The following is a 23,806-nucleotide window of genomic DNA, read 5'->3' as shown; positions in this document are numbered from 1 at the left end:
ATTGGCTGGTGGCGCGACCCTGGTTCGACGACTGAGGACGCAAAGGTGCCAAAAGTCGAGTCTACGGGCCGCCGAGAGGCGAAGAAGCCCGTGGGCCGCCTAAGCCAGGTAGGCCGGCATGCTCACGGGCAGGATAAATCGGAACTGGGCGCCGCCGCCGGGTGCCCGGGCGACGGTGATCGTCCCGCCGTGCGCCTCGACGATGCCCTTGACGATGTACAGGCCCAGGCCGGTCCCGCCGCGCTTGCTCCCCCGCCAGAAGCGGGTGAAGACGCGGGCCATCGACTCCTCGGGGATGCCGGGCCCTTCGTCGCTCACGGTGACCGCCGTTCCACTCTCGTCGTCCTTGCCCGGTGCGGATGCGGGGGCGATATCGATAGTGACGGTTCCCTCGCCGTGCCGCACCGCGTTTTCCAGCAGGTTGCCCAGGACCTGGTCGACCTTGTCGGGGTCCGCCCAGAGCGCGGGCAGCGGCTGCCGGGTGTGGACGAGGAAGCGGTCGGGCGCCTGGCCGTTCGCCGTGTGCGCCTGGATGTGGCGTTCGACGGCCGCGGCGATGTCGACGGGCTGGCGGCGCAGCTCGAGCCGGCCGGAGTCGATACGGGAGATGTCGAGCAGCTCGGCGATGAGCCGGGTGACCCGGTTGGCATCGGCGTCGACGGTCTCCAGCATCAGCCGCTTCTGGTCGTCGGTGAACCGCTCCCACTTGGCCAGCAGCGTGGCGGTGAAACCCTTGACCGAGGTCAGCGGGGAGCGCAGCTCGTGGGCGACGGTGGCGATCAGCTCGGCGTGGCTGAGCTCGGTGCGCCGGCGCGCCTCGGTGCCGCGCAGCGACACGACGAGCCGGCGGACCGGGCCGGTAGGGGCCTCGCGCACGTACCGGGCGGAGACCAGGACCTCGCGGCCGCCGGGAAGGAGCAGATTCCGCTCGGGCTGGCCGACCCGGGTGGCGAGGCCGCCGTACGGGTCGGTCAGGGCCCACCAGCGGCGTCCCTTGAGGTCCTCGAGGGGCAGCGCCTGGTCGAGGGAGCGGCCGAGCGCCTCGGCCGCGGGAGTGGCGGTGATCCGGGCCGCGGCCGCGTTGAAGCAGATGACCTTGCCGTTCTCGTCGGCGACGACGAGACCGTCCGGCAGATCGTCCGGGTCGATGCCCGTCACGGGGTCACCGACGGCCTGGCTTCCGCCGGCTCCGTCGGAGAGGGCGCGCACGGCGGCCGTGTGTGTCGCTCGCGGCCTGCTCATGCCGACAGCCATCTTCCCGTACCCCACCTCTCGAACCGGTGCAGTGGGCCCCCGAGTTCGTCACCCTACTAGGCGGTGGCGGCCGGGCGACACCCTCCGGGGCGCCGCCGGCGGGGTGTGGCCGGTACAGGCCGGTGGGTCCCGGGGGTCAGCCGGCCCGCCGCGGGCGCTGGGCCCGCGCGGAGGCGTAGAGGCAGACGGCTGCGGCGGTGGCGAGGTTGAGGCTCTCGGCCTTTCCGTGGATGGGGACCCGGACCACGGCGTCGGCCAGGGCGCGGGTCTCCTCGGGGAGGCCCCACGCCTCGTTGCCGAAGACCCAGGCGGTGGGCCCGCCCATGGTGCCCGCGTCGAGCTCGTCGTCGAGGTCGTCGCCCGCGCCGTCGGCGGCCAGGATGCGCACACCGGCGCCCCGGAGCCCTTGCACGGCCTGCTCCACGGGCACCCCTACGGCCACCGGAAGGTGGAAGAGCGAGCCGACGGAGGCACGGACGGACTTGGGGTTGTAGAGGTCCACGGAGGCGTCGGTGAGCACCACCGCGTCCGCGCCCGCGGCGTCCGCGCAGCGCAGCACCGTGCCGGCGTTACCGGGGTCGCGTACGTGGGCGAGGACGGCGACCAGGGTGGGCCTCGCCGCCAGGATGTCCTCGAAGGGCGAGTCCAGGAACCGGCAGACGCCGATCAGCCCCTGGGGGGTGACGGTCTGCGAGACGTCGGCGAGCACGTCGCCGTCCGCGAGGTGCACCCGGGCGCCGGCCCCGCGCGCGGCGTCGATGATGTCGGCGTACCGGTCGGCCGCCTCGACGGTGGCGAAGAGCTCGGTCAGCGTGGGTTCGCCGTCGGTACCCCGGTGCGCGGCGGCCTCCCGCACGGCCTGCGGCCCCTCGGCGATGAACCTGCGCTCCTTGCCGCGGAAGTTGCGCCTGGCCAGCCGGCGTGCGGCGGCGATTCGCGGTGACCGCGCGGAGATCAGTTCGGGGGTGCCCATGGTCGGCGGCGAGCCTCTCTGCGTAAGTCAGCTTCTCTGCGTACGTTTCTCCGCGTACGGCTGACTACGTACGCGACACGTGCTGCAACGCACCGGACCCGCAGACGGCGCGCGCCTGCGGGTCCGGCTCGAAACGCTGGAACGACGGAAGTACTGCCTGGATCAGGCGGCCTTCGGGGCGTTGACGTCGCTCGGGAGGGCCTTCTGAGCGACCTCGACGAGGGCGGCGAACGCGTTGGCGTCGTTGACCGCGAGCTCGGCCAGGATCTTGCGGTCCACCTCGATGTTGGCGGCCTTCAGACCCTGGATGAGGCGGTTGTACGTCATGCCGTTCTGGCGGGCGGCCGCGTTGATGCGCTGGATCCAGAGCTGACGGAAGTCGCCCTTGCGCTTCTTGCGGTCGTTGTAGTTGTAGACCAGGGAGTGGGTGACCTGCTCCTTGGCCTTGCGGTACAGGCGCGAACGCTGACCGCGGTAACCGCTGGCGGCCTCGAGGATCGCCCGGCGCTTCTTGTGGGCGTTTACCGCCCGCTTGACGCGTGCCACTTTTAACTCCTTGCAGCGGGGTCAGGTGGTCGAAGGGAGGACTCACCGGACCCGGAAACGAATTGGTCCCGGTCGGATCGAGGTCGCGCCTCCGGGTTCACCGGAGGCGGCGCCTCACTTGCCGAGAAGCTTCTTGACCTTCTTGGCGTCGGCCGGAGCCACGACGACCGTGCCGGTCAGCGAGCGGGTCTTCTTCGAGGACTTGTGCTCGAGCAGGTGGCGCTTGCCGGCCTTCTCGCGCAGCACCTTGCCGGAGCCCGTGATCTTGAAGCGCTTGCTGGCACCGCTGTGCGTCTTGTTCTTCGGCATCGCGCCGTTATCTCCTCGTCAGTGGCGCCCCTCTCGGTGCGGGCACCGGACTGCAGGGGCGTCAGATCTTTGGGTGGTTTCCGAGGGACCCGGGGGCGCCTGGGTGGCGGCCCCCGGAGGTCACGCCTCGGAAGGTGTCTCGGCCGGAGCCTCGGCCGCTGCGGCCGGGGCCTCAGCGGTGTCACCCTCGGACTCGGCGTCGGGGGTGAATCCCTGACGCTCCGCCTTGCGGGCGGCCTGGGCCTCGCGGGCTTCGGCCATGGCTTCGGTCTTCTTCTTGTGCGGGCCCAGAACCATGATCATGTTCCGGCCGTCCTGCTTCGGGTTGGACTCGATGAACCCGAGGTCCTCGACGTCCGAAGCGAGACGCTGGAGCAGCCGGAAGCCCAGCTCGGGGCGGGACTGCTCACGACCGCGGAACATGATCGTGATCTTGACCTTGTCCCCCTGCTTGAGGAACCGGACGACGTGACCCTTCTTGGTGTCGTAGTCGTGCGGGTCGATCTTCGGCCGGAGCTTCATTTCCTTAATGACCGTGTGCGCCTGGTTCTTGCGCGCCTCACGGGCCTTCATGGCCGACTCGTACTTGAACTTCCCGTAGTCCATGAGCTTGCACACGGGGGGACGGGCTGTCGCCGCCACCTCGACCAGGTCGAGGTCGTACTCCTGTGCGAGCTCCAGGGCCTTGGCAAGCGGAACAATCCCGACCTGCTCGCCGCTGGGACCGACAAGTCGCACCTCGGGAACGCGAATCCGGTCGTTGATGCGGGGCTCGGCGCTGATGGATCCTCCTCGGTAGCACCACGCGACCGCCTGGCGGACAGCCACGTAACGTCTTATGTATGACCAACCGAGCCGGGAAAACAGAAACGCCCCGGACGGGACACAGGCGGGGCTCCTGGAACTACCGGAACACCGCCGCGTGCTACCGCGGGGCGCAATCGGGCGGCCCCATCGTCCGTACGGAACGATGGCTGCCACCTGACCGGTGACCCGCCGTCCCTGAGGACGGTCAGGTGGGAGATCGGAGCCTCCACTTGTGGGCCGGTCACATAGGTGTCCGGCCGGTCGTTACACAAGGTTAGCAGCTCCCCGGGGGTACGGCGAACCCGCTGCCGGGACGGCTCCCGCAGGAGGAGCCGCGCGGACGTGGCCTTATCGTGTGGGGCATGAGCGACGCGACCACCCCCAGCACCGAGAACCCCGGCTTCGACGACATGGCCCGCGACATCGCGGAGGTTCCCGCGGTCGAGGTGATCGTGACCGTCGCCGTCAATCTGATGAGCGCGGCAGCCGTGAAGCTCGGCCTGACCGAGGAGGGCGAGCAGCACAAGGACCTGGACGAGGCCCGCAAGCTGGTCCAGGCACTGGCAGGGCTGCTCGACGCGAGCGCCACCGAGATCAGCACCTTCCACGCCTCGCCGCTGCGCGACGGCCTGAAGTCGCTCCAGCTGGCCTTCCGCGAGGCCTCGCTCGTGCCGGACGAGCCGGGCCAGGGCCCGGGCGAGAAGTACACCGGGCCCGTCTACGGCTAGTCACCCCCCGCACCTCTTGAGCCCGTCGCCTGTCCCAGGCGGCGGGCTCGCGTGCGTCAGCGGCTGAACAGCGGCTCGCCCGGGGCGTCGGCGTCGGCCGGCAGCAGCGCCAGGTCGATTCCGCGCACCAGCCGGGCGCGCAGCACCTCGCTGGCGGTCAGCGCGTCGGCGACCCGGCGGGCGGCGTCGCCGACCACGGCGTCCGGGGAGAGCACCAGGGCGAGGGTGCCGTCGGCCTGCCCGGGGCCCAGGTGGGCCCGGATCACCGCGGGCTCGGCGGCGACCGCCTCCCGCACCGCGGCGACGACCGCCGGGTCGTCGAGCGGGTCCGTGCTGGTGCGGTTCTCCGCCAGAGCGAGCAGCGCCGGGCCGGTCAGCTCGAAGGCGACGGGCCCCGCGAGGTCGAGCACCACCGTGTCCGCCTTCTCGTGCGCGGCCGCCTGCAGCGCCTGGTGCAGGGGTACGGCGACGGGGCGTGCCTGCGGATCCCAGCGGGCCAGCGACGCGGTGGAGGTGAAGGCGGGGAGGGCGCGCCGGTCCCCGGCCTGAAGGGTCGGCACGGCCATGTCGCTGGTCTTCTCGCGGCGCAGGCCCTTCTCGTCCTCCTCGACCTCGCCGAGCACGGCGACGACCGGCACGAGCAGCCGGGCGCCGCGGAGAGCCGCGAGGACCGGGCCGACGGCCGTCCTGTCGTCGGCCCATGCCGCGAGGGCCGCCGTCAGTTCGGGCGAGGCAGTGCCGTCGTCGTCGGAGAAACCGGAGTCCGGGATGTTCTTGAGCGCCACACGACGAGCGTAGTGGGTCGGCTCTCTCACCTGGGCGACAGGTCGGGCACAGGCTGCTGCCAGCCTGGCTGCCTAGCGTCCGGGCCATGCCCCGTCACAGAACGCGCCGGCCCGCGCTGTCCTGCCTCCTGACCGCCGCCGCCGTGCTGCTGGCCGGTTCCGCCGCGGGAGGCGCGTATCTCGTGGCTCGCTCGCCGGATGACGCGCACGCGGCCGTGGCCGCCGTATCGTCCGCGTCGAGCCCGTCGGCCACGGCGGGCCGGAGCGAGGAGCCCGAGGTGGATCTCGACGCGGAGCTGGCCGAGGCGCTGGCGCCCCTGGCGGACGGGGCCGATGTGTCGGTTGCCGTGCTGGACACGGAGAGTGGCGTGGGTGCCGTCTACGGGGACGGGGCGTACGACGCCGCCAGCATCGTGAAGGTCGACATCCTGACGGCGCTGCTGCTCAAGGCGCAGGACGAGGGCCGGGAGCTGAACGGCGCCGAACAGGCGTACGCGGAGGCCATGATCCGGCGCAGCGACAACACCTCGGCCACCGAACTGCTCAAGGTGGTCGGCGGGGAGGAGGCCCTCGACGCGGCCAACGGCCGGCTGGGGCTCACCGGGACGGAGGCCGCCCACGCGTGGGGCCTGACCCAGACGACGGCCGCCGACCAGGTGCGGCTGCTGGAGGCGGTGACCGGGACGGATTCGGAGCTGTCGGCGGCCTCGCGGGCGTACATCACGGAGCTGATGGGACAGGTCGAGGCGGACCAGCGGTGGGGGGTGTCCGCGGCCGGCACCGACGCGGTGCTGAAGAACGGCTGGATGCCCAGGACGACGACCGGGCTGTGGGACGTCAACAGCATCGGGCGGGTGGAGAGCGGCGGGCACACCGTGCTGGTGGCGGTGCTGTCGCGCGGGCACGCCACGAAGGAGGCGGGCATCGCCCTCGTGGAGTCCGTCGCGAAGACGGCGGTGGGCGTGACCGGATCGGGGTGAGGCGGGTCCGCTCAGCGGAGGGGGCGGGTGGGGAACGGGTTGTGGCGGGGAGAGGCCGCTCCGCCGCCGGCTCCCCTGCCGCGCCACAGCACCACGGCCAGGGCGAGGAGCACGGCTCCGAGGCCGCCCGCAGCGGGTGCCAGCCAGCCCGCGGGGTCCCGGTCGCCCCCCTGCGGGGCGGGCCCGGAGCCGAAGTACTCCTTGCCGTAACCGGCCTTCGCGGAGCGGGCGCTGAGCTCGTCGGGGCGCAGCTTCGCCCCTGCCTTGATCGCCGCGGCGGGATCGACCATGCCGTAGCCCCTGGCGTCGTCGCGGCCACCGGAGGGGGCGTCGTCGGCGGTGTCGGTGATCAGGGTCTTGATCTGTGCCGGCGAGAGGCCCGGGTGCGCGGCGCGCACGAGGGCGACGGCGCCGGAGACGAACGCCGAGGCGGCGGACGTGCCCCACTCGATGTAGTAGTGCCGGTCGGGGTTGGCCACGACGATGTCGACGCCGGGCGCGCTGACGGTGGCGTACCAGCGGCGGGTGGAGAAGGCGGCGTGCGTGCCGTACTCGTCCACGGCCGCTGCGGCGATCACCCCCGGGTAGGCGGCGGGGTAGGAGATCCGGTCGCCCTTCTCCCCGCTGTTGCCCGCGGAGGCGACGACGGCGACGCCCTTGCCGAGGGCGTACTGCACGGCGGCGTCCTCGCCGGGCTCCGGGTGGGCCGACTCGCTGTCGTCGCCGAGGGAGAGGTTGATGACGTCGGCGCCGTGGTCGGCCGCCCAGCGGATGCCGTCGGCGAGCGCGGTTCCGCGTGACTCGCGGGCCCTGGCGCGCGACGGGTCGCCGGATTCGAGGATCACCCGCACGGGAAGGATCTTCGCTTCCGGGGCGACGCCGAGCACGCCGTCCCCCCGGCCGGGGCCGTTCCCGCGGCCCGCGATGATGCCGGCCATGGCGGTGCCGTGCAGGGCCCAGGAGCGGTCGCCGCGTTCGGCCCCGAAGCCGATCAGGTCCTTGCCCGGAAGCACCTGCCCGGCGAGGTCGGGATGGTCGTCGTCGACCCCGGTGTCCAGGACCGCGACCGTGATGCCCTTGCCCTTGGTGGTCGCCCACGCCGTCCCGGTGTGGAGGGCCTCCAGGCCCCACTGCTGGTCGCGGATGGCGTCCGCCCGGGCGGGGACGGCGGGCAGCAGCGCGAAGGCGGTGGCCGTGGCCACGGCGGCGAGCGCCCGCAGCCGGCGGGGACGGGTCATTCCGGCTGCTCCGTGAGGTCGGTGACGGTCCTGCGCAGGGTGCGCTCGACCCGGTCGGCGACGCCCTCCGCCTCGTGGCCGAGCCCTGCCTGGGCCGGGGCGGTCGTGGCGTCCGCGGCCATGGCCGCGGCGGCGGGCTGCGGCTCGGCGACCGGGCGCCCGTCGGCGAAGCCTGAGACGGCGAACACGACGGCGGGCAGCTCGGTCAGGACGTGGACCGTCCAGCTGGCGCGCTGCCGGTCGCCGAAGCCCGCGGCGACGGTGCCCTTGACCGGGTAGGTGCGGGGCATCAGGTCGGAGCGGCCGGCGAGGCGCTGTGCGGTGAAGCGGGTGTCGAGCGCCCTCATGGCATCGGTGTCGCCCTCGGTGAAGACGATGCCGACGGTGGTGACGCTGCTGCGCGTGGCATCGGTGTAGGTGGCGCGCACCAGGCGTTCGCAGCCGACGGGGCGGAGCGTCCGGAGCAGCAGCGGGTCCAGGCCCGCCGCGCAGCCGCTGTCGCTCGCGACGGCGACCCTGGTCCAGACGCGGTCGGTGGCTCCGGGGCCCGCGCCGTCGCCCTTGAGGGTGGCCGGGAAGAGGGTGTCGACGGGCACGCTGTGCCAGGCCGAGCGGCCCACGGAGTACGCGCTCCCGGCGCCGGGTTCGGCGGCGGAGTCGCCGATGAGCCAACTGCCGGTGATCGCGCCGCCGATGAGCCCGAGACCCAGTACGGCGCAGACGGCGGCCGCCGCGGCCCTGACGGGCCTCCTGGCCTTGACCGGGCGAAGCCGTGTGGTGGTCTCGGCGGGCGTCTCGGCGTACGGGAAATAGGCGCCGGGCGGGGCGGGGGTGGCGCCGGGGCGCGGGGTGAGGTCCACGGCGCCGACGGGCCTGCGCCTGGTGGCGGGGGGCGGTGGTGGCGGGGCGGGGTGCGCGGGCGGGACGGGGCGGAGCCGGGCGGTCGTCTCCACCGGCGGCAGGGGTGCGCCGCCGGGCACGGGCGGTGCGTATCCGGCGCGCGGGACGGGAGGCACGGGCTCGGCACGCGGGGCCGGGGGTGCGGGGGTCGCGGGGGCACTGCCGGGGGCAGGAGGTGCGGGCTCCGGAGGGACCGGCGGCACGGCTGCGGTGGGGGGTATGGGCGGAGGGGTGGTCGGGCGGGGCGGCACTGGAGCGCGCTGCGCCTCGGTACTCATCCGTCCCCCTGGTCCACGTCCCCGTACCGCCCACGGACCGCCGTCGCGCACGGGCCCGTCGGTCGCTCGTGTGACGGTCACTCTACGGGGTGGACGGGGCCCCGTGGGAACGGGACAGGGCGTGCGGGACGATCTGCACCGAACGTCCCCTACCCAGTGGTACGGCCGTCTGGCAAGCTGCGGGCCATGACTGCCCGCACCGCTGACCGGAGCCGCTACAACCGGGCCACCGCCCATCTCGACGCCCCGGTGGCCGTCGTCGACCTGGAGGCCTTCGACGCCAACGCCGACGACCTGGTGCGCCGGGCGGCCGGCAAGCCCATCCGGGTGGCGAGCAAGTCGGTACGCTGCCGGGCCCTTCTGGAGCGGGTGCTCGCGCGTCCCGGCTTCGCGGGGATCATGTCGTTCACGCTCGCGGAGTCGCTGTGGCTGGCCCGCGCCGGTTTCGAGGACGTACTGCTGGCCTATCCGTCGGCCGACCGGTCGGCGTACGCCGAACTGGCGGCCGATCCGAAGCTCGCGGCGGCCGTGACGGTGATGGTGGACGATCACGCGCAGCTGGAGCTGATCGACGCGGCGCGGGCGGGCGGCACCGAGGAGATCCGGGTCTGCCTGGAGCTGGACACCTCGCTGCGGCTGCTCGGCGGCCGGGTCAGGATCGGCGCGCTGCGCTCCCCCCTCCGCTCCCCCGCCCAACTGGCCGAGCTGGCCCGCTCGGTGGACCGCAGGCCCGGCTTCCGGCTGGTGGGCCTGATGGCGTACGAGGGTCACGTCGCCGGGGTGGGCGACTCGATCGCCGGCCGGCCGCTGCGTTCGCGCGCGGTCCGGCTGATGCAGGCGGCGGCCCGCAAGGAGCTGGCGGCCCGCCGCGCGGAGGTCGTGCGGGCGGTCCGCGCGGTGGCACCCGGCCTGGAGTTCGTGAACGGCGGCGGCACCGGCAGCGTGCAGCACACCGCCGCCGAGTCCGCGGTGACGGAGATCGCGGCGGGCTCCGGTCTCTACGTGCCGAGGCTGTTCGACAACTACACGTCGTTCAGGGGCCGTCCGGCGGCCCTGTTCGCGCAGCCCGTGGTGCGGCGGCCGGGCGTGGGCGTGGTGACGGTGCTCGGCGGCGGCTACCCGGCGTCCGGTGCGCCGGGCGCGGACCGGCTGCCGGTGCCGTATCTGCCCGAGGGCCTGCGCTACGACCCGCAGGAGGGCCCGGGCGAGGTCCAGACCCCGCTGCTCGGCGCCCCGGCGGACGACCTGCTGATCGGCGACAAGGTGTGGTTCCGGCACGCCAAGGCGGGCGAGCTGTGCGAGCGCTTCGACGAACTGCGGCTGATCGAGGGCGACCGGATCACGGCCACCGTGCCGACGTACCGCGGTGAGGGCCGGACGTTCCTGTAGTACCCCGCTCAGGGCCCGACGGTGCTGCCCACGCCGCCGCCGGTGGCGTCGCCGATCGGGCGGATGCCCCGGGTGATGGTGTCCATGAGGGCGAGCGGCAGGTCCTCCTGGCCCACGTCGAACGCGAAGCGCACGATGACCGGCGTCTCGCTGCCCACCGCGGAGGGGAAGACGAGCGACTGCACGTAGCCGCCGGGGCCGTTGCCCGTGGTGACCTGGCGGCGCACCAGGTACCCGGTGCGTCCCGCCACCGTCACGGACTCGGCCGCCAGGTCCTTGTGGGACCTGATGCCCCCGTGGATGCGGTTGCCGACGGTGTCCTTGCCGTAGGCGCGGTCGGCCGCCGTCCCGATGTCCTCCTCGGCCAGTGCCCTCATGTCCGTGAGGTCGGTGCCGCCGGCCGTCCGGACCGTGACGGTGCCGTGGTAGCAGAAGCTCCCCGAGTCGCCGGGGCAGGTGTAGGAGCCGGCCGTACGCATCGTGGAGGCGTCGTCGAGGGTGTTCTCCGGCTTCTCCCAGCCGTCGGGGACCGGGAGCGTGACCCCGTTGAGCTGGTCGACCAGCACCGCGGGGTCGTCCTCCGGGCCCTCGGCGGGCGTCGGGCCGGGCGCGCTCGCACTGTCCGTGGCGGTGGGGGGCGCACCGGTGCCGGGCGAGGACGTCGGCCGCGTACCGCCGTCCTCGCCCAGCACCAGGAAGCCGGTGACGGCTGCTGCGACGACGAGCAGGCCTGCCACGGTCATGGCGACGGCCCGGGTGGGACTCCCGGACGTCCGGTGCACGGGCAGCGGCCCGGGTCCGGTGGAGGCGCGGGTGTACCCGGTCCAGGCCGTGCCGTCCCACCAGCGCTCGGTGCCGGGCACGTTCACGTCCGGGTACCAGCCGGGCGGAGTCGCGTTGCTCATACCGCCACCCTAGAAGCGTCAGTCGAGGGGGGTCACGTACGCCCCCGAGATTCCGCCGTCGACGAGGAAGTCGGTGGCGTTGACGAACGAGGAGTCGTCGCTCGCCAGGAAGGCGACGGCCGCCGCGATCTCCGTGGCCTCGGCGAACCGGCCGAGCGGAATGTGGACGAGCCTGCGGGCGGCACGCTCCGGGTCGGTGGCGAACAGCTCCTGGAGCAGGGGGGTGTTGACCGGGCCGGGGCACAGGGCGTTGACCCGGATCCCCTCACGGGCGAACTGCACCCCGAGTTCGCGGGAGAGAGCGAGGACGCCGCCCTTGGAGGCGGTGTACGAGATCTGTGAGGTGGCCGCGCCCATCCGGGCCACGAAGGACGCGGTGTTGATGATCGAGCCGCGGCCCTGGCGCCTCATGTAGGGGAGGGCGGCCTTGCAGCAGAGGTAGACGGAGGTGAGGTTGACGTCCTGGACACGTTTCCAGGCCTCGAGACCGGTGGTGAGGATCGAGTCGTCGTCGGGCGGCGAGATGCCCGCGTTGTTGAAGGCGATGTCGACGGAGCCGTAGGTGTCGTCCGCCGCGGCGAAGAGCGCCTCGACCTGGTCGGGGTCGGTGACGTCGACGCGTACGAAGATGCCTCCCGCCTCCTTCGCGGCGGCCTTGCCCGCGCTCTCGTCGATGTCGCCGCAGACGACGTGCGCCCCTTCCGATGCCAGCCGGCGGGCGGTGGCGAGGCCGATGCCGCTGCCGGCCCCGGTGATGACGGCGGTGCGGCCGGTCAGGCGGCGGCAGATGTTCCCCGTGTCGGTGGTCATGTGTGCTCAGGCCTCCGTGCCGATGAAGACGTTCTTGGTTTCGGTGAAGGCCGCGAGGGCGTCGGGCCCCAGTTCACGGCCGAGCCCGGACTGTTTGTACCCGCCGAACGGGGTCCAGTAGCGGACGGCGGAGTGGGAGTTGACGGAGAGGTTCCCGGCCCGGACCGCCTGGGAGACCCGCAGGGCGCGGCCCACGTCGCGGGTCCAGATGGAGCCGGCCAGGCCGTGTTCGGTGGCGTCGGCCAGCCGGACGGCGTCGGCCTCGTCGTCGAAGGGGAGGACGACCGCGACCGGGCCGAAGACCTCCTCGGTGGCCACGGGGGCGTCGGGGGCGATGCCGGTGAGGACGGTCGGGGGGAACCAGAAGCCGGGGCCGGTGGGCGCGCTGCCTCGGATGCCGTCCGCGTCCGGGGGTACGTAGGCGCGGACGCGCTCCAGCTGGGTCCGGGAGATGAGCGGGCCCATCTGCGTCTTCTCGTCCGACGGGTCTCCCACGACGACGGACGCGACGGCCGGGACGAGGAGTTCCAGGAAGCGGTCGTACGCGGACCGCTGGACCAGGATGCGGGTGCGGGCGCAGCAGTCCTGGCCCGCGTTGTCCAGGAAGGACATGGGCGCGGCGGCCGCGGCGGCCCCGATGTCGGCGTCGGCGAAGACGATGTTGGGGCTCTTGCCGCCGAGTTCGAGGGTCAGCCGTTTCACCCGGTCCGCGCACCTGGCCATGATCTGCTTGCCGACGCGGGTCGACCCGGTGAAGACGATCTTGGCCACGCCCGGGTGTTCGACGAGGGCGTTGCCCGCCACGTCCCCCGCGCCGGGCAGGACCTGGAAGAGGTGTTCGGGGAGTCCGGCGTCGAGAGCGAGCCGGGCCAGCCGGAGGGCGGTGAGCGGGGTGGTCTCGGCCGGTTTGAGGAGGACGGCGTTGCCGGCGGCGAGGGCGGGGGCGGTGCCCCAGGCCGCGACCGGCATGGGGAAGTTCCACGGGGCGATCACTCCGACGACGCCCAGCGGTTCGAGGAACGTGAGGTCGATGCCGCCCGGCACGGGGATCTGGCGTCCCGTCAGGCGCTCCACGCCCCCGGCCGCGTAGTCCAGCAGGTCCCGGACGTTGGCGGCCTCCCAGCGCGCGTTGCCCAGGGTGTGGCCGGCTTCGGTGACCTCCAGGTGGGCCAGTTCCTCGGCGTGTCCGTCGACGAGGACGGCGAAGCGGCGCAGCAGGCGGGCGCGGTCGCCGGGTGCCAGGGCGGCCCAGGTGCGCTGGGCGGCCGCGGCCCGTGTGACGGCGGTGTCCACCTCGGCGGCGGTGGTGGCGGGGACGGTGGCGACGAGCTCCTCGGTCGCCGGGTTCAGGACGCGGTGTTCGTGGTTCACGGGGTGCCTCACAGACGTTCGAAGGAGCGGCGGAGCTCCCAGTCGGTCACCGCTGCGTCGAAGGCCTCCAGTTCGACGCGCGCCATGTTGCTGTAGTGGGCGACGACGTCGTCGCCGAAGGCTTCCCGGGCCAGGTCGCTGCTCTCCCAGAGGCCGGCGGCCTCGCGGAGCGTGGTGGGGACCTGGTCGTATCCGGCGGTGTAGGCGTTGCCCTCGCAGGCGTCGGGGAGTTCCAGTTCGTTCTCGATGCCGTGGAGTCCCGCGGCGACGAGGCCGGCCACCGCGAGGTACGGGTTGACGTCCCCGCCGGGCAGCCTGTTCTCGAAGCGCATCGAGCGGCCGTGGCCGACTACGCGCAGGGCGCAGGTGCGGTTGTCGTGGCCCCAGGCGACGGCGGTCGGGGCGAAGGAGCCGGGCTGGAACCGCTTGTAGGAGTTGATGTTCGGCGCGTAGAGCAGGGAGAAGTCGCGCAGGGCGGCGAGCTGGCCGGCGAGGAAGTGCCGCATCACGGGCGACATCGTGCCGTCCTCGCCCGCCATGACGCCGTGTCCCGCGGTGTCCTGGAGCGAGAGGTGGATGTGGCAGGAGTTGCCCTCACGCTCGTTGAACTTGGCCATGAAGGTGAGCGAGACGCCTTCCTGGGCGGCGATCTCCTTGGAGCCCGTCTTGTAGACGGCGTGCTGGTCGCAGGTGACGAGGGCCTCGTCGTAGCGGAAGACGATCTCGTGCTGGCCGGGGTTGCACTCGCCCTTGGCGGACTCGACGCTCAGCCCGGCGGCCGCCATCTCGTTGCGGATGCGGCGCAGCAGGGGTTCGATGCGGCCCGTGCCGAGGACCGAGTAGTCGATGTTGTACTGGTTCGCCGGGGTGAGGCCGCGGTAGTCGCGGTCCCACGCCTCCTCGTAGGTGTCCTTGAAGACGATGAACTCGAGTTCCGTGCCGACGTGGGCGGTCAGTCCGTGTGCGGCGAGCCGCTCCAGCTGCCGCCGGAGGATCTGGCGGGGCGCGGCGACGACCGGCGAGCCGTCGTCCCAGGAGAGGTCGGCCATGACCAGGGCGGTCCCCTCGTGCCAGGGGATCAGGCGCAGGGTCGTGAGGTCGGGGCGCATCGCGAAGTCGCCGTAGCCGTTGGACCAGGAGGACATGGCGAACCCGTCGACGGTGTTCATGTCCGTGTCGACGGCGAGCAGGTAGTTGCAGCCCTCCGTGCCGTGCTCCAGCACCTCGTCGAGGAAGAAGGACGCCGCGAACCGTTTGCCCTGCAGTCTGCCCTGCATGTCGGTGAAGGCGAGGACCACGGTGTCGATCTCACCGCGCTCGACGAGCACGCGCAGCTCGTCGGTCCCCAGCGGGGGTGTTCGGTCTGCCACGGGATGCTCCTCGTTCGGTCAGCCGGAAGGCTTAAGGTATGGGAGAAAACCATTGGGGGGAAGGGAATCGGGACGTGGCGGAAGAGACCGGGGAGCCCGGGTCCTCCGGCCGGCTGCTGCCCGCGCTGCGGCCGGTCCGTGCGGGCAACGGTTTCGAGGAGGCCCTGGAGCAGATCCTCCAGGTGGTCCGGCTCGGCCTGGTGCCCGGCGGCGGGCGGCTGCCGGCCGAGCGCGAGCTGGCCGGGCTCCTCGGGATCAGCCGCGTCACCCTGCGCGAGGTCCTGAAGGTGCTTCAGGACCAGGGTCTGATCGAGGCCCGGCGCGGCCGGTACGGCGGTACGTTCGTGCTGCCCCGCGCCGGCCCTGCCGACGGGGACGAGCTGCGCCGCCGGGTGGCGGACGTCGACCTCGAGGACGTCCTGCTCTTCCGCGAGGTCCTGGAGTCGGGGGCGGCCGGGCTCTGCGCGGCGCGCGGCCTCGACGACGAGGGGGCGGACCGGCTGCGTACGGCTCTGGCGGCGACACACGAGGCACCTCTGCCCGACTACCGCAGGATCGACACCCTTTTCCATCTGACGCTGGCCGAGCTCTCCGGCTCCCCCTCCCTGGCCGCCCGGTACGCGGCCGTGCGGGCGAGCGTCAACGACCTGCTGGACTGCATCCCCCTGCTGGTACGGAACCTCGAACATTCGCAGCATCAGCACACGGCCCTCGTCGCCGCGGTGCTCGACGGCGACGAGGCGGGCGCGCGGGCGGTGATGCGCGAGCACTGTGCCGGGACCGCCGCACTGCTCCGCGGCTTCCTGGCTTGAACCCGCCCTTCCGGATCACTGCTCTTGCGTGACGGCCCCGCACGAACAAAGGTATGACGCGACACCATTGCACCGGGCCGGCCGGCAGACCGGCCGCCGGAGGGACCGCACCATGCACGAACCGCTCATCGGCGTCACGACCTATCTGGAGCCGGCGGCTCGCTGGGGCGTCTGGGAACTCCCCGCGGCGGTGCTTCCCGCCGCCTACCCCGCGCTGGTCCAGCGCTCCGGCGGACTCGCCGCACTGCTGCCGCCGGACGACCCGTCGAAGGCGGCGGCCGTCGTGGCCCGGGTGGACGGCCTCGTGATCGCGGGCGGCGCCGACGTCGACCCCGGACTGTACGGCGCGGAGCGCGACTTCAGGACAGGTCCGCCGGCCCACGAGCGCGACACCTGGGAAGTGGCCCTGCTCCGCGCGGCGAGGGAGGCCGGCACTCCGGTGCTCGGGATCTGCCGGGGCATGCAGCTGCTCAACGTGGCGCTGGGCGGCACGCTGACCCAGCATCTGGACGGCCACGCGGGCCCGTTCGGCAAGGCCGGGGTCCTCGGCGAGCACCTGGTGACGCCGGTCCCGGGGACGCTGTACGCCTCGCTCGTGCCCGAGGAGGCGTCCGTACCCACGTACCACCACCAGGCCGTGGACCGGCTCGCGCCGGGCCTGGTCGCCTCCGCCCACGCGGCGGACGGCACCGTGGAGGCGGTCGAACTGCCGGGCGACCGGTGGGTGCTCGGGGTCCAGTGGCACCCGGAGATGGGCGACGACCTGCGGATCATGCGGGCCCTGGTGGAAGCAGCCAGGGCGGGGGCGGCCGTACCCTCCGCCTGAGGCCGGCACCCGACGAGCGCCCGAAGGGGCTCAGCGCTCCCGCGCCTCGCGGGCCGTCAGGGAGAGCAGATCGCGGGCCGGCCCGGTGGGCCGGTGCCCGGCGGGCCAGACCGCGCGCAGCTGACGGCGCAGCCGTACGCCCTCGACCGGGACCTTGACCAGGCGCCGTGCGGAGAGCTCCTCGCCCAGCGCGAGTTCGCTCAGCACGCACGGGCCGGCCCCGCTCTCCGCGGCCCCCTTCACCGCGGTGGTCGAGGAGAGCTCCAGCAGGGGGCGCGCCAGTCCGCCGTGCACCGCAAGCGCGGCGTCCAGGACCTGGCGGGTGCCCGACCCGTGTTCCCGCAGGATCAGGGGCGCCCGGGCGAGCTCCCCCGGGGTCAGCCGGGCCCGGCGCGCCCAGGGGTGGGAGGGGGCGACCACGACGACGAGCCGGTCGTGCGCGATGACGGTGCCGTCGAGTCCTTCCGGTATCGAGAGCCCCTCGACGAAGCCCAGGTCCGCCTCACCGGCCAGCAGGCGCAGGGCGACCGCCGCGGAGTTGCCCGCCAGGAGGGACACGGCGGTGTCCGGGCGCTCGGCCCGCAACGCGATCAGCCAGCCGGGCAGCAGGTACTCCGCGATGGTCATGCTCGCGGCGACCCGCAGCCGGGAGTCGCGCCGGTCCCGGAGCGCCTGGGCTCCCGCGTCGAACGCCTCGGCAGCCTCGACGACCCTGCGCGCCCAGTCGGTGACGAGGGCGCCCGCGTCCGTCAGCCGGGAGCCGCGCGGTGAGCGGTCCAGGAGCGCGACGCCCAGCTGCCGCTCCATCGACCGGATGCGGCCGGATGCGGCGGGCTGGCTGATGCCGACGTCCCGGGCCGCCCTGCCGAGGCTCCCGTGCCGCGCGACGGCGAGCAGCAGCACCATGGCTCCCAGGTCGGGGACCCGGTGGGGCAGGGACGAGGGCGTGGACGGAGGACTGGACATAAGCCCAGCCTATGACCTCATAGCCCCGCGCTCCCTGGTGGGCGCCGGTCCGCCCGGTGAGAATCGTGGCATGGCCATCTTTCCGCAGACCAAGACCGGGACGCCCTCCTCCCGGACCGTCGCCCCCCGGCTCCCGGCCCTGCGGCACCTCGGCCCCAACTGGTACGCGACGGTGATGGGGACCGCCGTCGTCGCGACGGCGGGCGCGGCGCTGCCCGTGGACGTGCCGGGTCTGCGAACCGCCTGCGTCGTGGTGTGGGCGCTGTCCGCCGTGGCGCTGGCCGCCGTGCTGGCCGCCCGTGCCGGGCACTGGATCCTGCACCGGGACCAGGCCCGCGCCCACCTCCTGGATCCCGCCGTCGCCCCGTTCCACGGCTGTCTGTCCATGGCGCTGCTCGCCGTCGGCGCGGGCACCCTCGTGGTGGGCCAGGACGTCATCGGTCATCCCGCCGCCCTCGCCGTGGACGTGCTGCTGTTCACGGCGGGCACGGTCGCGGGCCTCGCCGCCGCCGTGGCGATCCCGTACCTCATGGTCGTACGCCACCGTCCTGCCCCGGGCACCGCTTCGCCGGTCTGGCTGCTGCCTCTGGTGGCCCCTATGGTCTCGGCCGCGGTGGGGCCGCTGCTGGTGCCCGAGCTGGCCCCCGGTCAGGCGCGGGAGGCGCTCCTGCTGGCCTGTTACGCGATGTTCGGGCTGTCCCTGCTGGCGACCCTGGTGGTCGTCCCGCTGGTCTTCGCGCGGCTGGTCCACCAGGGCCCGCCGGCCCTGGCGCTGACCCCGACGCTGTTCCTGGTGCTCGGGCCGCTGGGCCAGTCCACGACCGCCGTCAACCAGTTGGCCGATGTGGCACCGGGCGCGATCGACGCGCCGTACGCGGCGGCGTTCGGCGCGTTCGCCGTCCTGTACGGGGTGCCGGTGATGGGGTTCGCCCTGTTGTGGCTGGCCCTGTCCGTCGCGCTGGTGGTGCGTGCGATGCGGCGCGGCATGCGGTTCACGATGACGTGGTGGGGGTTCACCTTCCCGGTCGGCACGTGTGTCACCGGCGCGGCGGGGCTGGCCCGGCACACCGGGCTGGACGCGTTCACCTGGCTGGCCGTGGCGCTCTACGCGCTGCTGGTGACCGCCTGGGCGGTCGCCGGCGCCCGGACACTGGGCGGGCTCTTCAGCGGAGCGCTGCTCGCAGCGCCCCGGCCGCTTCGGCCAGTGACGGTCCGTACCACGTGAGGTGACGCCCGTCGACGAGCACGGCGGGCAGGCCGGGGAAGGCCTCCGGTCCGTCGGCGGCGGTGAAGTGGTACGGCTCGTCGGGCAGGACGACCAGCTCGGCACCGGACGCGTTCAGCTCGGCCAGGGGGACGCGGGGGTAGCGGTCCTGGTGGCCGGCGTACACGTTCCGCACCCCGAGGCGGGCCAGCAGGTCGCCGGCGAAGGTGTCGCGGCCCAGCACCATCCAGGGCCTGCGCCAGACCGGCACGATCCCGGGGCGCGGGGCGGGGGCCGGCGGCAGCGCCGCCCAGGCGGTCCGGGACTCCTCCAGCCAGTGCGGCCGGCGCAGGCCGCAGGCGGCGAGGACGCGCTCCAGCTCGGCGAAGGCCTGGTCGAGGGTGCGGACCTCGGTGACCAGGACGTTCAGCCCGGCCTCTCTCAGGGCGGCCAGGTCCGCTGCCCTGTTCTCCTCCTCGTTGGCGACGACGAGGTCGGGACGCAGGGCCGCGACGGCGGCGGTGTCGGGGTTCTTCGTGCCGCCGATCCGGGCGGCGGTCAGCCCGGCGGGACGGGTCCACCAGTCGGTGACGCCGACGAGCAGCCCGGGGGCGGTGACGGCGCCGGCCTCGGTGAGCGACGGGACCAGGGAGACGACACGCATCGGCACCGCCCCGTCAGCGGCGCGAGTCGTACGTCGCGTCGATGTGCTCGGCGACCGAGACGACCAGCAGCCGGGTGCCCGGCACGGTCGCCCGCCACCGGTGCCGCACCCCGCCGGAGAGGAAGAGGGTGTCGCCCCGGCCCAGCCGGTGGGCCCGGCCCTCGGCCTCGACCTCGACGGCGCCCTCCACGATGTACATCACCTCGTCGTTCCGGTGCTGGAACTCGCGCCCCAGGTCCTGCTCGCCGATGAACTCCAGCGCGCTGAGCTGGTGCCTTCCGCGCACCAGCCTGCGTACGCCGTCCTCGTCGTCCGCCCGTACGACGTCCACGGCGCGTGCCGAGTCCGCCGCGGCCCGCAGCCGCTCGGTCGTGGTCTCCAGCGCCTCCGCCACCCGGTGCAGGGAGCGGGGGCTGGGTCTGGCCCGTTCGTTCTCGATCTGGCTGAGGAACGGTACGGACAGGCCGCTGCGCCCTGCCACCGCGGCCAGGGTGAGTCCGAGGCTCCTGCGGCGTCGGCGGACCGCCGCGCCCACTCGAAGGGCTTCCTTGTCGTCCATGTCCGGCTCCCTCCCCGGATCGCCATCCTCCCGGTTGCCAGCACCCTACGCATGTCGTTTGCGCGACGGAGTGGAGACCGGTGGACGGAGAGCCTCGGGGAACCCCCTCCGACCAGCCTGAAGGGGACGGCCCCGGTTCGCGACCGGGACCGTCCCCTTCAGGGTGACGCGTGGGTGGACCAGCGGATCAGCTGCCGACGGGCGCCAGCTTCTCCACCACGTCCGGGTTGGCGTCCATCCAGCGGCGGGCGGACTCCTTCTCCTTGCCGGCGCCGCCCTTCTGGAGCTCCACTTCGAGCGAGGCCAGCTGCGCCTCGGTGAGCTCGAAGTCCTTCAGCCAGCCGGTCAGCTCCGGGAAGTCCTTGGCGAAGTCCTTCTTGGCGACCGTATGGATCTGCTCGCCCTTGCCCCAGGCACCCTTCGGGTCCTTGAGCTTCTTCAGGTCGTGCTTGCCGTAGGCCCAGTGCGGCGACCACAGGGTCACCACGACCGGCTCCTTCTTCTTGATCGACCGGTTCAGCTCGGCCAGCATCGACGAGGTGCTGGAGGAAACCACCTCGTACTCACCTTCGAGGCCGTACTCCTTGAGCACCTTCTTGTTGAGCGTGCCCATCATGCCGGCGCTCGACTCGATGCCGATGATCTTGCCGTTGAACTTCTTGCCTTGGCCCTTGAGGTCATCGAGCGAGTCGATGCCCTTGACGTACGACGGAACCGTCAGCTCCAGCGAGGTCGGCCCGTACCAGGAACCGAGATCGACGAGGTTCTCCTTGTACCGGTCCCAGTAGTCCTTGTGCGTCGTCGGCAGCCAGGAGTCGAACTGGACGTCGAGCTGGCCCTGTGCGAGACCGGTGTAGAGCGGTCCCGGGTCGAGCTGCTTGACCGTCGTCTTGTATCCCCGGTCCTCCAGCATGTTCTGCCAGAGGTAGGTGGAGGCGATGGCCTCGTCCCACGGGAAGTACCCCATGTTGACGGTCTTGCCCGCGTCCTTGCCCTGCTGCGCACCGCCGCCCGGCACCGGGGCCAGCTTGTCGACCAGGCCGGGGTTCTTCTTCAGCCAGGCACGGACGCCGTCCTGCTCCTGGCCCTGGCCGGCGGTCTGGATCTCGTTCTCGAGGCTCGTGAGCTGCTTCTCGGTGAGCTTGAAGTCCTTGAGCCACTTGGAGACGGCGGGAGCCTTCTCGGCGAAGCCCTTGTGGGCGACGGTGTGGACCTCTTCGCCCTTGCCCCAGGCACCCTTCGGGTCCTTGAGCTTCTTCAGGTCGTGCTTGCCGTAGGCCCAGTGCGGCGACCACAGGGTCACCACGACCGGCTCCTTCTTCTTGATGGAGGCGTTCAGCTCGGCGAGCATCGAGGAGGTGCTGGAGGAGACGACCTCGTACTCGCCCTCCAGGCCGTACTCCTTGAGCACCTTCTTGTTCAGGGTGCCCATCATCCCGGCGCTGGCCTCGATCCCGATGATCTTGCCGTCGAACTTCTTGCCCTGTCCCTTGAGGTCATCGAGCGAGTCGATGCCCTTGACGTACGACGGGACCGTCAGCTCCAGCGAGGTCGGCCCGTACCAGGAGCCCAGGTCGTCCAGCTGGTCGCTGTACTTGTCCCAGTAGTCCTTGTGCGTGGTCGGCAGCCAGGAGTCCGTCTGGAAGTCGATGTCGCCGCGGGCGACGCCGGAGTAGAGCGGACCGGCGTCGAGCTGGGTGATCCCGGTCTCGTAGCCGCGCTGCTCCAGGATCTCCTTCCACAGGAAGGTGGAGGCGATGCCCTCGTCCCAGGGGATGTACCCCATGTTGATCTTCTGACCCTGGCCGACGTCGCCGCTGTCGGCCGTGGTGGCCTTCGAGTCGCCGGAACCGGCGATGTTGAGGCCGCCCGCGACGAGCGCGAGGACGACGACACCGGTCATCGCGACGGCGGTTCCCGGCTTGTAGTGCGTGAACCTGAGCCGGCGCGCACCGGCGGCGACCTTGGCGGCGGCGCGGCGGCCGAGCGGGGAGACCCGCTCGTTGAGCGCGCCGGTCATCCGGTCCAGGTACATGGCGAGGATGACGACGGCGATCCCGCTCTCGGCGGCGAGGCCGACCTGGAGCTGGGTGATCGCCGCGTACACCTTCTCGCCGAGGCCGCCGGCGCCGGCCATGCCGCCGATGACGACCATCGACAGGGACAGCATGATGACCTGGTTGATCCCGGCCATGATCGTCGGCAGGGCGAGGGGCAGCTGCACCCGGGTGAGGGTGTGCTTGGGCGTGGTGCCGAAGGCCGCGGCGGCCTCGACCAGCTCGCCGTCGACCTGGCGGATGCCCAGCTCGGTCATCCGGACGCCGGGCGGCATCGCGAAGACGATGGTGGCGATCACGCCGGGGGTGACGCCGACGCCGAAGAACATGACGCCGGGGATCAGGTAGACGAAGGCGGGCATCGTCTGCATGACGTCGAGCACCGGCCGCAGCGTGGCGCTGACCCTGTTGTTGCGCGCCGCCCAGATACCCATGGGCACCGCGATGACGATCGTGATGACCGCGGCCACGACGACCAGCGAGAGGGTGGCCATCGCCTCGTCCCAGAGGGCGAGGGAGTCGATGAGCGCGAACCCCACGAAGGTGAGCACTGCGGGTATCACCCCGCGCAGCCAGAACGCGAGGACGGCGAAGATCCCCGCCATCAGCAGCGGCTCACCGCCGCTGAGTACGGCGTTGACGCCGTCGTACATCCCGCCCAGCACGGTCTTGATGGCGTCGAAGATCCAGGTGAGGTTCGACTGGAGCCAGTCGACCACGTCCTCGACCCATGCGCCGAAGGTGAACCTAGGCACCGGCGATCACCTTCTTGACCTCACGCGGGGCCGGGACCCGGCCGTCGGCCTGGCTGTCGACCTGCGGTTCCTCGCCGAGCGCGGCGAGCAGCCTGGCGCGCGGGACCATGCCTATGACCTTGCCGTCCTCACCGGTGACGGCGACGGCCGCCCCGCTGGTGGAGCAGGGGGTGAAGAGCTCGGCGATGGGCGTGTCGGCGGACACCGTCGCGGGTGCCTCGGCCTTCAGCTCGGCGTCGGAGCGGCCCGCCGCGGGCGCCTCCATGACCGAACCGGCGGTGAGCACCCGGGAGCGGTCGACGTCCTGGATGAAGGACGCGACGTAGTCGTTGGACGGCCGTACGAGGATGTCCTCGGCGGTGCCCTGCTGGACGATCTCGCCGTCCCGCATCACGGCGATACGGTCACCGAGGCGCATGGCCTCGTTGAGGTCGTGCGTGATGAAGACGATGGTTTTCTTCAGACGCTTCTGCAGTTCGAGGAGCTGGTCCTGCATGTCGCGCCGGATCAGCGGGTCGAGCGCGCTGAAGGACTCGTCCATCAGGAGCAGGTCGGCGTCGGTGGCGAGCGCGCGGGCCAGCCCCACACGCTGCTGCATGCCGCCGGACAGCTCGTCGGGCCAGGACTTCTCCCAGCCGGCGAGGCCGGTCATCTCCAGCGCCTCGGCGGCACGCGCCTCCCGCGCGGCACGCGGGACGCCCTGGACCTCCAGGCCGTACGCGGCGTTCTCGAGCACGCTCCTGTGGGGGAAGAGCGCGAAGTGCTGGAAGACCATGCTGATCTTCCTGGAGCGGACGGTGCGCAGGTCACGGGCGCTCAGGGCGGTCAGGTCCTGCCCGTCGAAGAGCACGCGGCCGGCGGTGGGCTCCAGCAGGCCGTTGAGCATCCGCAGCAATGTGGACTTCCCCGAACCGGAGAGCCCCATGACGACGAAGATCTGGCCAGGTTCCACGGTGAACGAGGCGTCGATCACCGCTGCGGTCGTTCCGTCGGCGCGCAGCTCGTCGCGGTGGGTACCGTTCTCGAGCTTCTGCACGGCTTGATCGGGTCGTCTGCCGAACACTTTGTACAAGTGCTCAGCTTGCAGCCTTGACACATACACCTCACGCGTTGAACCGAAAACGGTCTGCCAACCCCCTTCGGCAGACCGTGGAGCGGTGCGGATTCGGTCCGCAGAGCACGCGCACTTTGTTGAAAAATGGACGTGGTCCGCTCCGGTGCCGCGCCTGCCCTCACTTACGCGACCCAAACACGCGTGTGATTCAGATCACTTGTGCGAAACCGCTCTCACGGGAACCGCGCGCCGCGCCCACCGCGGCT

At 72.4% G+C, this 23,806-nt stretch carries 23 protein-coding genes; 6 read left to right on the top strand and 17 right to left on the bottom strand.

Annotated features, from left to right (window positions below; genetic code table 11):
- Positions 1–99 precede the first annotated feature (99 nt).
- The 5 genes from ACIP63_RS31725 to infC form a co-directional block, all read right to left on the bottom strand.
- Positions 100–1,254 (bottom strand): ATP-binding protein, encoded by a 1,155-nt coding sequence (locus tag ACIP63_RS31725; protein WP_401522625.1) that lies wholly within the window; start codon positions 1,252–1,254, stop codon positions 100–102.
- Positions 1,255–1,390: 136 nt separating this feature from the next.
- Positions 1,391–2,227: a TrmH family RNA methyltransferase gene (locus ACIP63_RS31720; protein WP_401522623.1), complete on the bottom strand. Its 837-nt coding sequence runs from the start codon at positions 2,225–2,227 to the stop codon at positions 1,391–1,393.
- Between the two features lie 162 nt (positions 2,228–2,389).
- Positions 2,390–2,773 carry a 50S ribosomal protein L20 gene (rplT, locus tag ACIP63_RS31715; RefSeq protein WP_003970214.1) on the bottom strand — a complete coding sequence of 128 codons (384 nt, stop codon included), beginning with the start codon at positions 2,771–2,773 and terminating at the stop codon, positions 2,390–2,392.
- A 114-nt stretch (positions 2,774–2,887) separates the two neighbouring features.
- Entirely contained in the window at positions 2,888–3,082 is a 195-nt protein-coding gene (gene rpmI / locus ACIP63_RS31710; RefSeq protein WP_099176763.1) for a 50S ribosomal protein L35, read from the bottom strand.
- A gap of 120 nt (positions 3,083–3,202) precedes the next feature.
- Positions 3,203–3,910, bottom strand: coding sequence for a translation initiation factor IF-3 (infC, locus tag ACIP63_RS31705; protein ID WP_401522619.1), 708 nt, complete (start codon positions 3,908–3,910; stop codon positions 3,203–3,205).
- A 341-nt stretch (positions 3,911–4,251) separates the two neighbouring features.
- Here infC and ACIP63_RS31700 point away from each other — a divergent pair, with 341 nt between their 5' ends.
- Positions 4,252–4,617 carry a DUF1844 domain-containing protein gene (locus tag ACIP63_RS31700; protein ID WP_031097477.1) on the top strand — a complete coding sequence of 122 codons (366 nt, stop codon included), beginning with the start codon at positions 4,252–4,254 and terminating at the stop codon, positions 4,615–4,617.
- A gap of 56 nt (positions 4,618–4,673) precedes the next feature.
- Here the strand turns inward: ACIP63_RS31700 and ACIP63_RS31695 are convergent, their stop codons facing one another.
- Positions 4,674–5,402, bottom strand: coding sequence for an SseB family protein (locus ACIP63_RS31695; protein ID WP_401522617.1), 729 nt, complete (start codon positions 5,400–5,402; stop codon positions 4,674–4,676).
- A gap of 86 nt (positions 5,403–5,488) precedes the next feature.
- On the opposite strand from ACIP63_RS31695, the gene ACIP63_RS31690 reads away from it, so the two are divergent.
- The gene (locus ACIP63_RS31690; protein ID WP_401522614.1) at positions 5,489–6,382 is read left to right on the top strand and encodes a serine hydrolase; all 894 of its coding nucleotides are present in this window, start codon (positions 5,489–5,491) and stop codon (positions 6,380–6,382) included.
- A gap of 11 nt (positions 6,383–6,393) precedes the next feature.
- Here ACIP63_RS31690 and mycP read toward each other — a convergent pair whose 3' ends face one another.
- Both mycP and ACIP63_RS31680 read right to left on the bottom strand, forming a co-directional pair.
- Positions 6,394–7,620 (bottom strand): type VII secretion-associated serine protease mycosin, encoded by a 1,227-nt coding sequence (mycP, locus tag ACIP63_RS31685; protein ID WP_401522611.1) that lies wholly within the window; start codon positions 7,618–7,620, stop codon positions 6,394–6,396.
- Entirely contained in the window at positions 7,617–8,480 is an 864-nt protein-coding gene (locus ACIP63_RS31680) for a hypothetical protein (protein ID WP_401523155.1), read from the bottom strand. The genes mycP and ACIP63_RS31680 overlap by 4 nt, the downstream gene beginning before the upstream one ends.
- A gap of 504 nt (positions 8,481–8,984) precedes the next feature.
- Between ACIP63_RS31680 and ACIP63_RS31675 the strand changes: the two genes are divergently transcribed.
- Complete coding sequence (locus tag ACIP63_RS31675; protein WP_401522609.1) at positions 8,985–10,187, top strand: amino acid deaminase/aldolase; 1,203 nt, start codon at positions 8,985–8,987, stop codon at positions 10,185–10,187.
- A gap of 8 nt (positions 10,188–10,195) precedes the next feature.
- Here ACIP63_RS31675 and ACIP63_RS31670 read toward each other — a convergent pair whose 3' ends face one another.
- From ACIP63_RS31670 to ACIP63_RS31655, 4 genes are read right to left on the bottom strand one after another with little or no spacing between them, the layout of a single operon-like run.
- Positions 10,196–11,092 carry a DUF2510 domain-containing protein gene (locus ACIP63_RS31670; protein WP_401522606.1) on the bottom strand — a complete coding sequence of 299 codons (897 nt, stop codon included), beginning with the start codon at positions 11,090–11,092 and terminating at the stop codon, positions 10,196–10,198.
- Positions 11,093–11,110: 18 nt separating this feature from the next.
- Complete coding sequence (locus ACIP63_RS31665) at positions 11,111–11,902, bottom strand: 3-oxoacyl-ACP reductase (RefSeq protein ID WP_362939810.1); 792 nt, start codon at positions 11,900–11,902, stop codon at positions 11,111–11,113.
- Between the two features lie 6 nt (positions 11,903–11,908).
- The gene (locus ACIP63_RS31660; protein WP_401522603.1) at positions 11,909–13,273 is read right to left on the bottom strand and encodes an aldehyde dehydrogenase family protein; all 1,365 of its coding nucleotides are present in this window, start codon (positions 13,271–13,273) and stop codon (positions 11,909–11,911) included.
- 8 nt (positions 13,274–13,281) lie between these two features.
- Positions 13,282–14,643, bottom strand: a complete 1,362-nt coding sequence (locus ACIP63_RS31655; RefSeq protein WP_401522600.1) for a glutamine synthetase family protein — start codon at positions 14,641–14,643, stop codon at positions 13,282–13,284.
- A gap of 38 nt (positions 14,644–14,681) precedes the next feature.
- Between ACIP63_RS31655 and ACIP63_RS31650 the strand changes: the two genes are divergently transcribed.
- A complete protein-coding gene (locus ACIP63_RS31650; protein WP_401522597.1) occupies positions 14,682–15,455 on the top strand; it encodes a FadR/GntR family transcriptional regulator in 774 nt (257 codons plus the stop codon).
- 112 nt (positions 15,456–15,567) lie between these two features.
- A complete protein-coding gene (locus ACIP63_RS31645) occupies positions 15,568–16,281 on the top strand; it encodes a gamma-glutamyl-gamma-aminobutyrate hydrolase family protein (protein ID WP_401522594.1) in 714 nt (237 codons plus the stop codon).
- A gap of 30 nt (positions 16,282–16,311) precedes the next feature.
- On the opposite strand, the gene ACIP63_RS31640 is transcribed toward ACIP63_RS31645, so the two are convergent.
- Positions 16,312–17,247: a LysR family transcriptional regulator gene (locus tag ACIP63_RS31640; protein ID WP_401522592.1), complete on the bottom strand. Its 936-nt coding sequence runs from the start codon at positions 17,245–17,247 to the stop codon at positions 16,312–16,314.
- A 70-nt stretch (positions 17,248–17,317) separates the two neighbouring features.
- On the opposite strand from ACIP63_RS31640, the gene ACIP63_RS31635 reads away from it, so the two are divergent.
- Positions 17,318–18,472: a TDT family transporter gene (locus ACIP63_RS31635; RefSeq protein ID WP_401522589.1), complete on the top strand. Its 1,155-nt coding sequence runs from the start codon at positions 17,318–17,320 to the stop codon at positions 18,470–18,472.
- Here the strand turns inward: ACIP63_RS31635 and ACIP63_RS31630 are convergent.
- From ACIP63_RS31630 to ACIP63_RS31615, 4 genes are all read right to left on the bottom strand, one after another.
- Positions 18,411–19,115, bottom strand: coding sequence for a helical backbone metal receptor (locus ACIP63_RS31630; RefSeq protein WP_401522586.1), 705 nt, complete (start codon positions 19,113–19,115; stop codon positions 18,411–18,413). The genes ACIP63_RS31635 and ACIP63_RS31630 overlap by 62 nt on opposite strands.
- Positions 19,116–19,128: 13 nt before the next feature.
- Positions 19,129–19,674, bottom strand: coding sequence for a helix-turn-helix domain-containing protein (locus ACIP63_RS31625; RefSeq protein ID WP_401522583.1), 546 nt, complete (start codon positions 19,672–19,674; stop codon positions 19,129–19,131).
- A 187-nt stretch (positions 19,675–19,861) separates the two neighbouring features.
- A complete protein-coding gene (locus ACIP63_RS31620; protein ID WP_401522581.1) occupies positions 19,862–22,486 on the bottom strand; it encodes an ABC transporter permease/substrate binding protein in 2,625 nt (874 codons plus the stop codon).
- The gene (locus ACIP63_RS31615) at positions 22,479–23,582 is read right to left on the bottom strand and encodes a glycine betaine/L-proline ABC transporter ATP-binding protein (protein ID WP_401522578.1); all 1,104 of its coding nucleotides are present in this window, start codon (positions 23,580–23,582) and stop codon (positions 22,479–22,481) included. The genes ACIP63_RS31620 and ACIP63_RS31615 overlap by 8 nt, the downstream gene beginning before the upstream one ends.
- Between the last annotated feature and the right edge of the window lie 224 nt (positions 23,583–23,806).

This window comes from Streptomyces sp. NPDC088746, assembly GCF_044751065.1.
In the GTDB taxonomy this organism is placed as follows: Bacteria; Actinomycetota; Actinomycetes; order Streptomycetales; family Streptomycetaceae; genus Streptomyces.
Note: the sequence above shows the minus strand (reverse complement) of the source record. Positions and strands in the feature narration are given on the sequence as shown.

Excerpts from the sequence above, each read along its gene's own strand:
- ACIP63_RS31725 (WP_401522625.1), bottom strand. The coding sequence starts at position 1,254 with ATGGCTGTCGGCATGAGCAGGCCGCGAGCGACACACACGGCCGCCGTG.
- ACIP63_RS31720 (WP_401522623.1), bottom strand. The coding sequence starts at position 2,227 with ATGGGCACCCCCGAACTGATCTCCGCGCGGTCACCGCGAATCGCCGCC.
- rpmI (WP_099176763.1), bottom strand. The coding sequence starts at position 3,082 with ATGCCGAAGAACAAGACGCACAGCGGTGCCAGCAAGCGCTTCAAGATC.
- ACIP63_RS31700 (WP_031097477.1), top strand. The coding sequence starts at position 4,252 with ATGAGCGACGCGACCACCCCCAGCACCGAGAACCCCGGCTTCGACGAC.
- ACIP63_RS31690 (WP_401522614.1), top strand. The coding sequence starts at position 5,489 with ATGCCCCGTCACAGAACGCGCCGGCCCGCGCTGTCCTGCCTCCTGACC.
- mycP (WP_401522611.1), bottom strand. The coding sequence starts at position 7,620 with ATGACCCGTCCCCGCCGGCTGCGGGCGCTCGCCGCCGTGGCCACGGCC.
- ACIP63_RS31675 (WP_401522609.1), top strand. The coding sequence starts at position 8,985 with ATGACTGCCCGCACCGCTGACCGGAGCCGCTACAACCGGGCCACCGCC.
- ACIP63_RS31670 (WP_401522606.1), bottom strand. The coding sequence starts at position 11,092 with ATGAGCAACGCGACTCCGCCCGGCTGGTACCCGGACGTGAACGTGCCC.
- ACIP63_RS31665 (WP_362939810.1), bottom strand. The coding sequence starts at position 11,902 with ATGACCACCGACACGGGGAACATCTGCCGCCGCCTGACCGGCCGCACC.
- ACIP63_RS31650 (WP_401522597.1), top strand. The coding sequence starts at position 14,682 with ATGGGAGAAAACCATTGGGGGGAAGGGAATCGGGACGTGGCGGAAGAG.
- ACIP63_RS31645 (WP_401522594.1), top strand. The coding sequence starts at position 15,568 with ATGCACGAACCGCTCATCGGCGTCACGACCTATCTGGAGCCGGCGGCT.
- ACIP63_RS31640 (WP_401522592.1), bottom strand. The coding sequence starts at position 17,247 with ATGTCCAGTCCTCCGTCCACGCCCTCGTCCCTGCCCCACCGGGTCCCC.
- ACIP63_RS31635 (WP_401522589.1), top strand. The coding sequence starts at position 17,318 with ATGGCCATCTTTCCGCAGACCAAGACCGGGACGCCCTCCTCCCGGACC.
- ACIP63_RS31630 (WP_401522586.1), bottom strand. The coding sequence starts at position 19,115 with ATGCGTGTCGTCTCCCTGGTCCCGTCGCTCACCGAGGCCGGCGCCGTC.
- ACIP63_RS31625 (WP_401522583.1), bottom strand. The coding sequence starts at position 19,674 with ATGGACGACAAGGAAGCCCTTCGAGTGGGCGCGGCGGTCCGCCGACGC.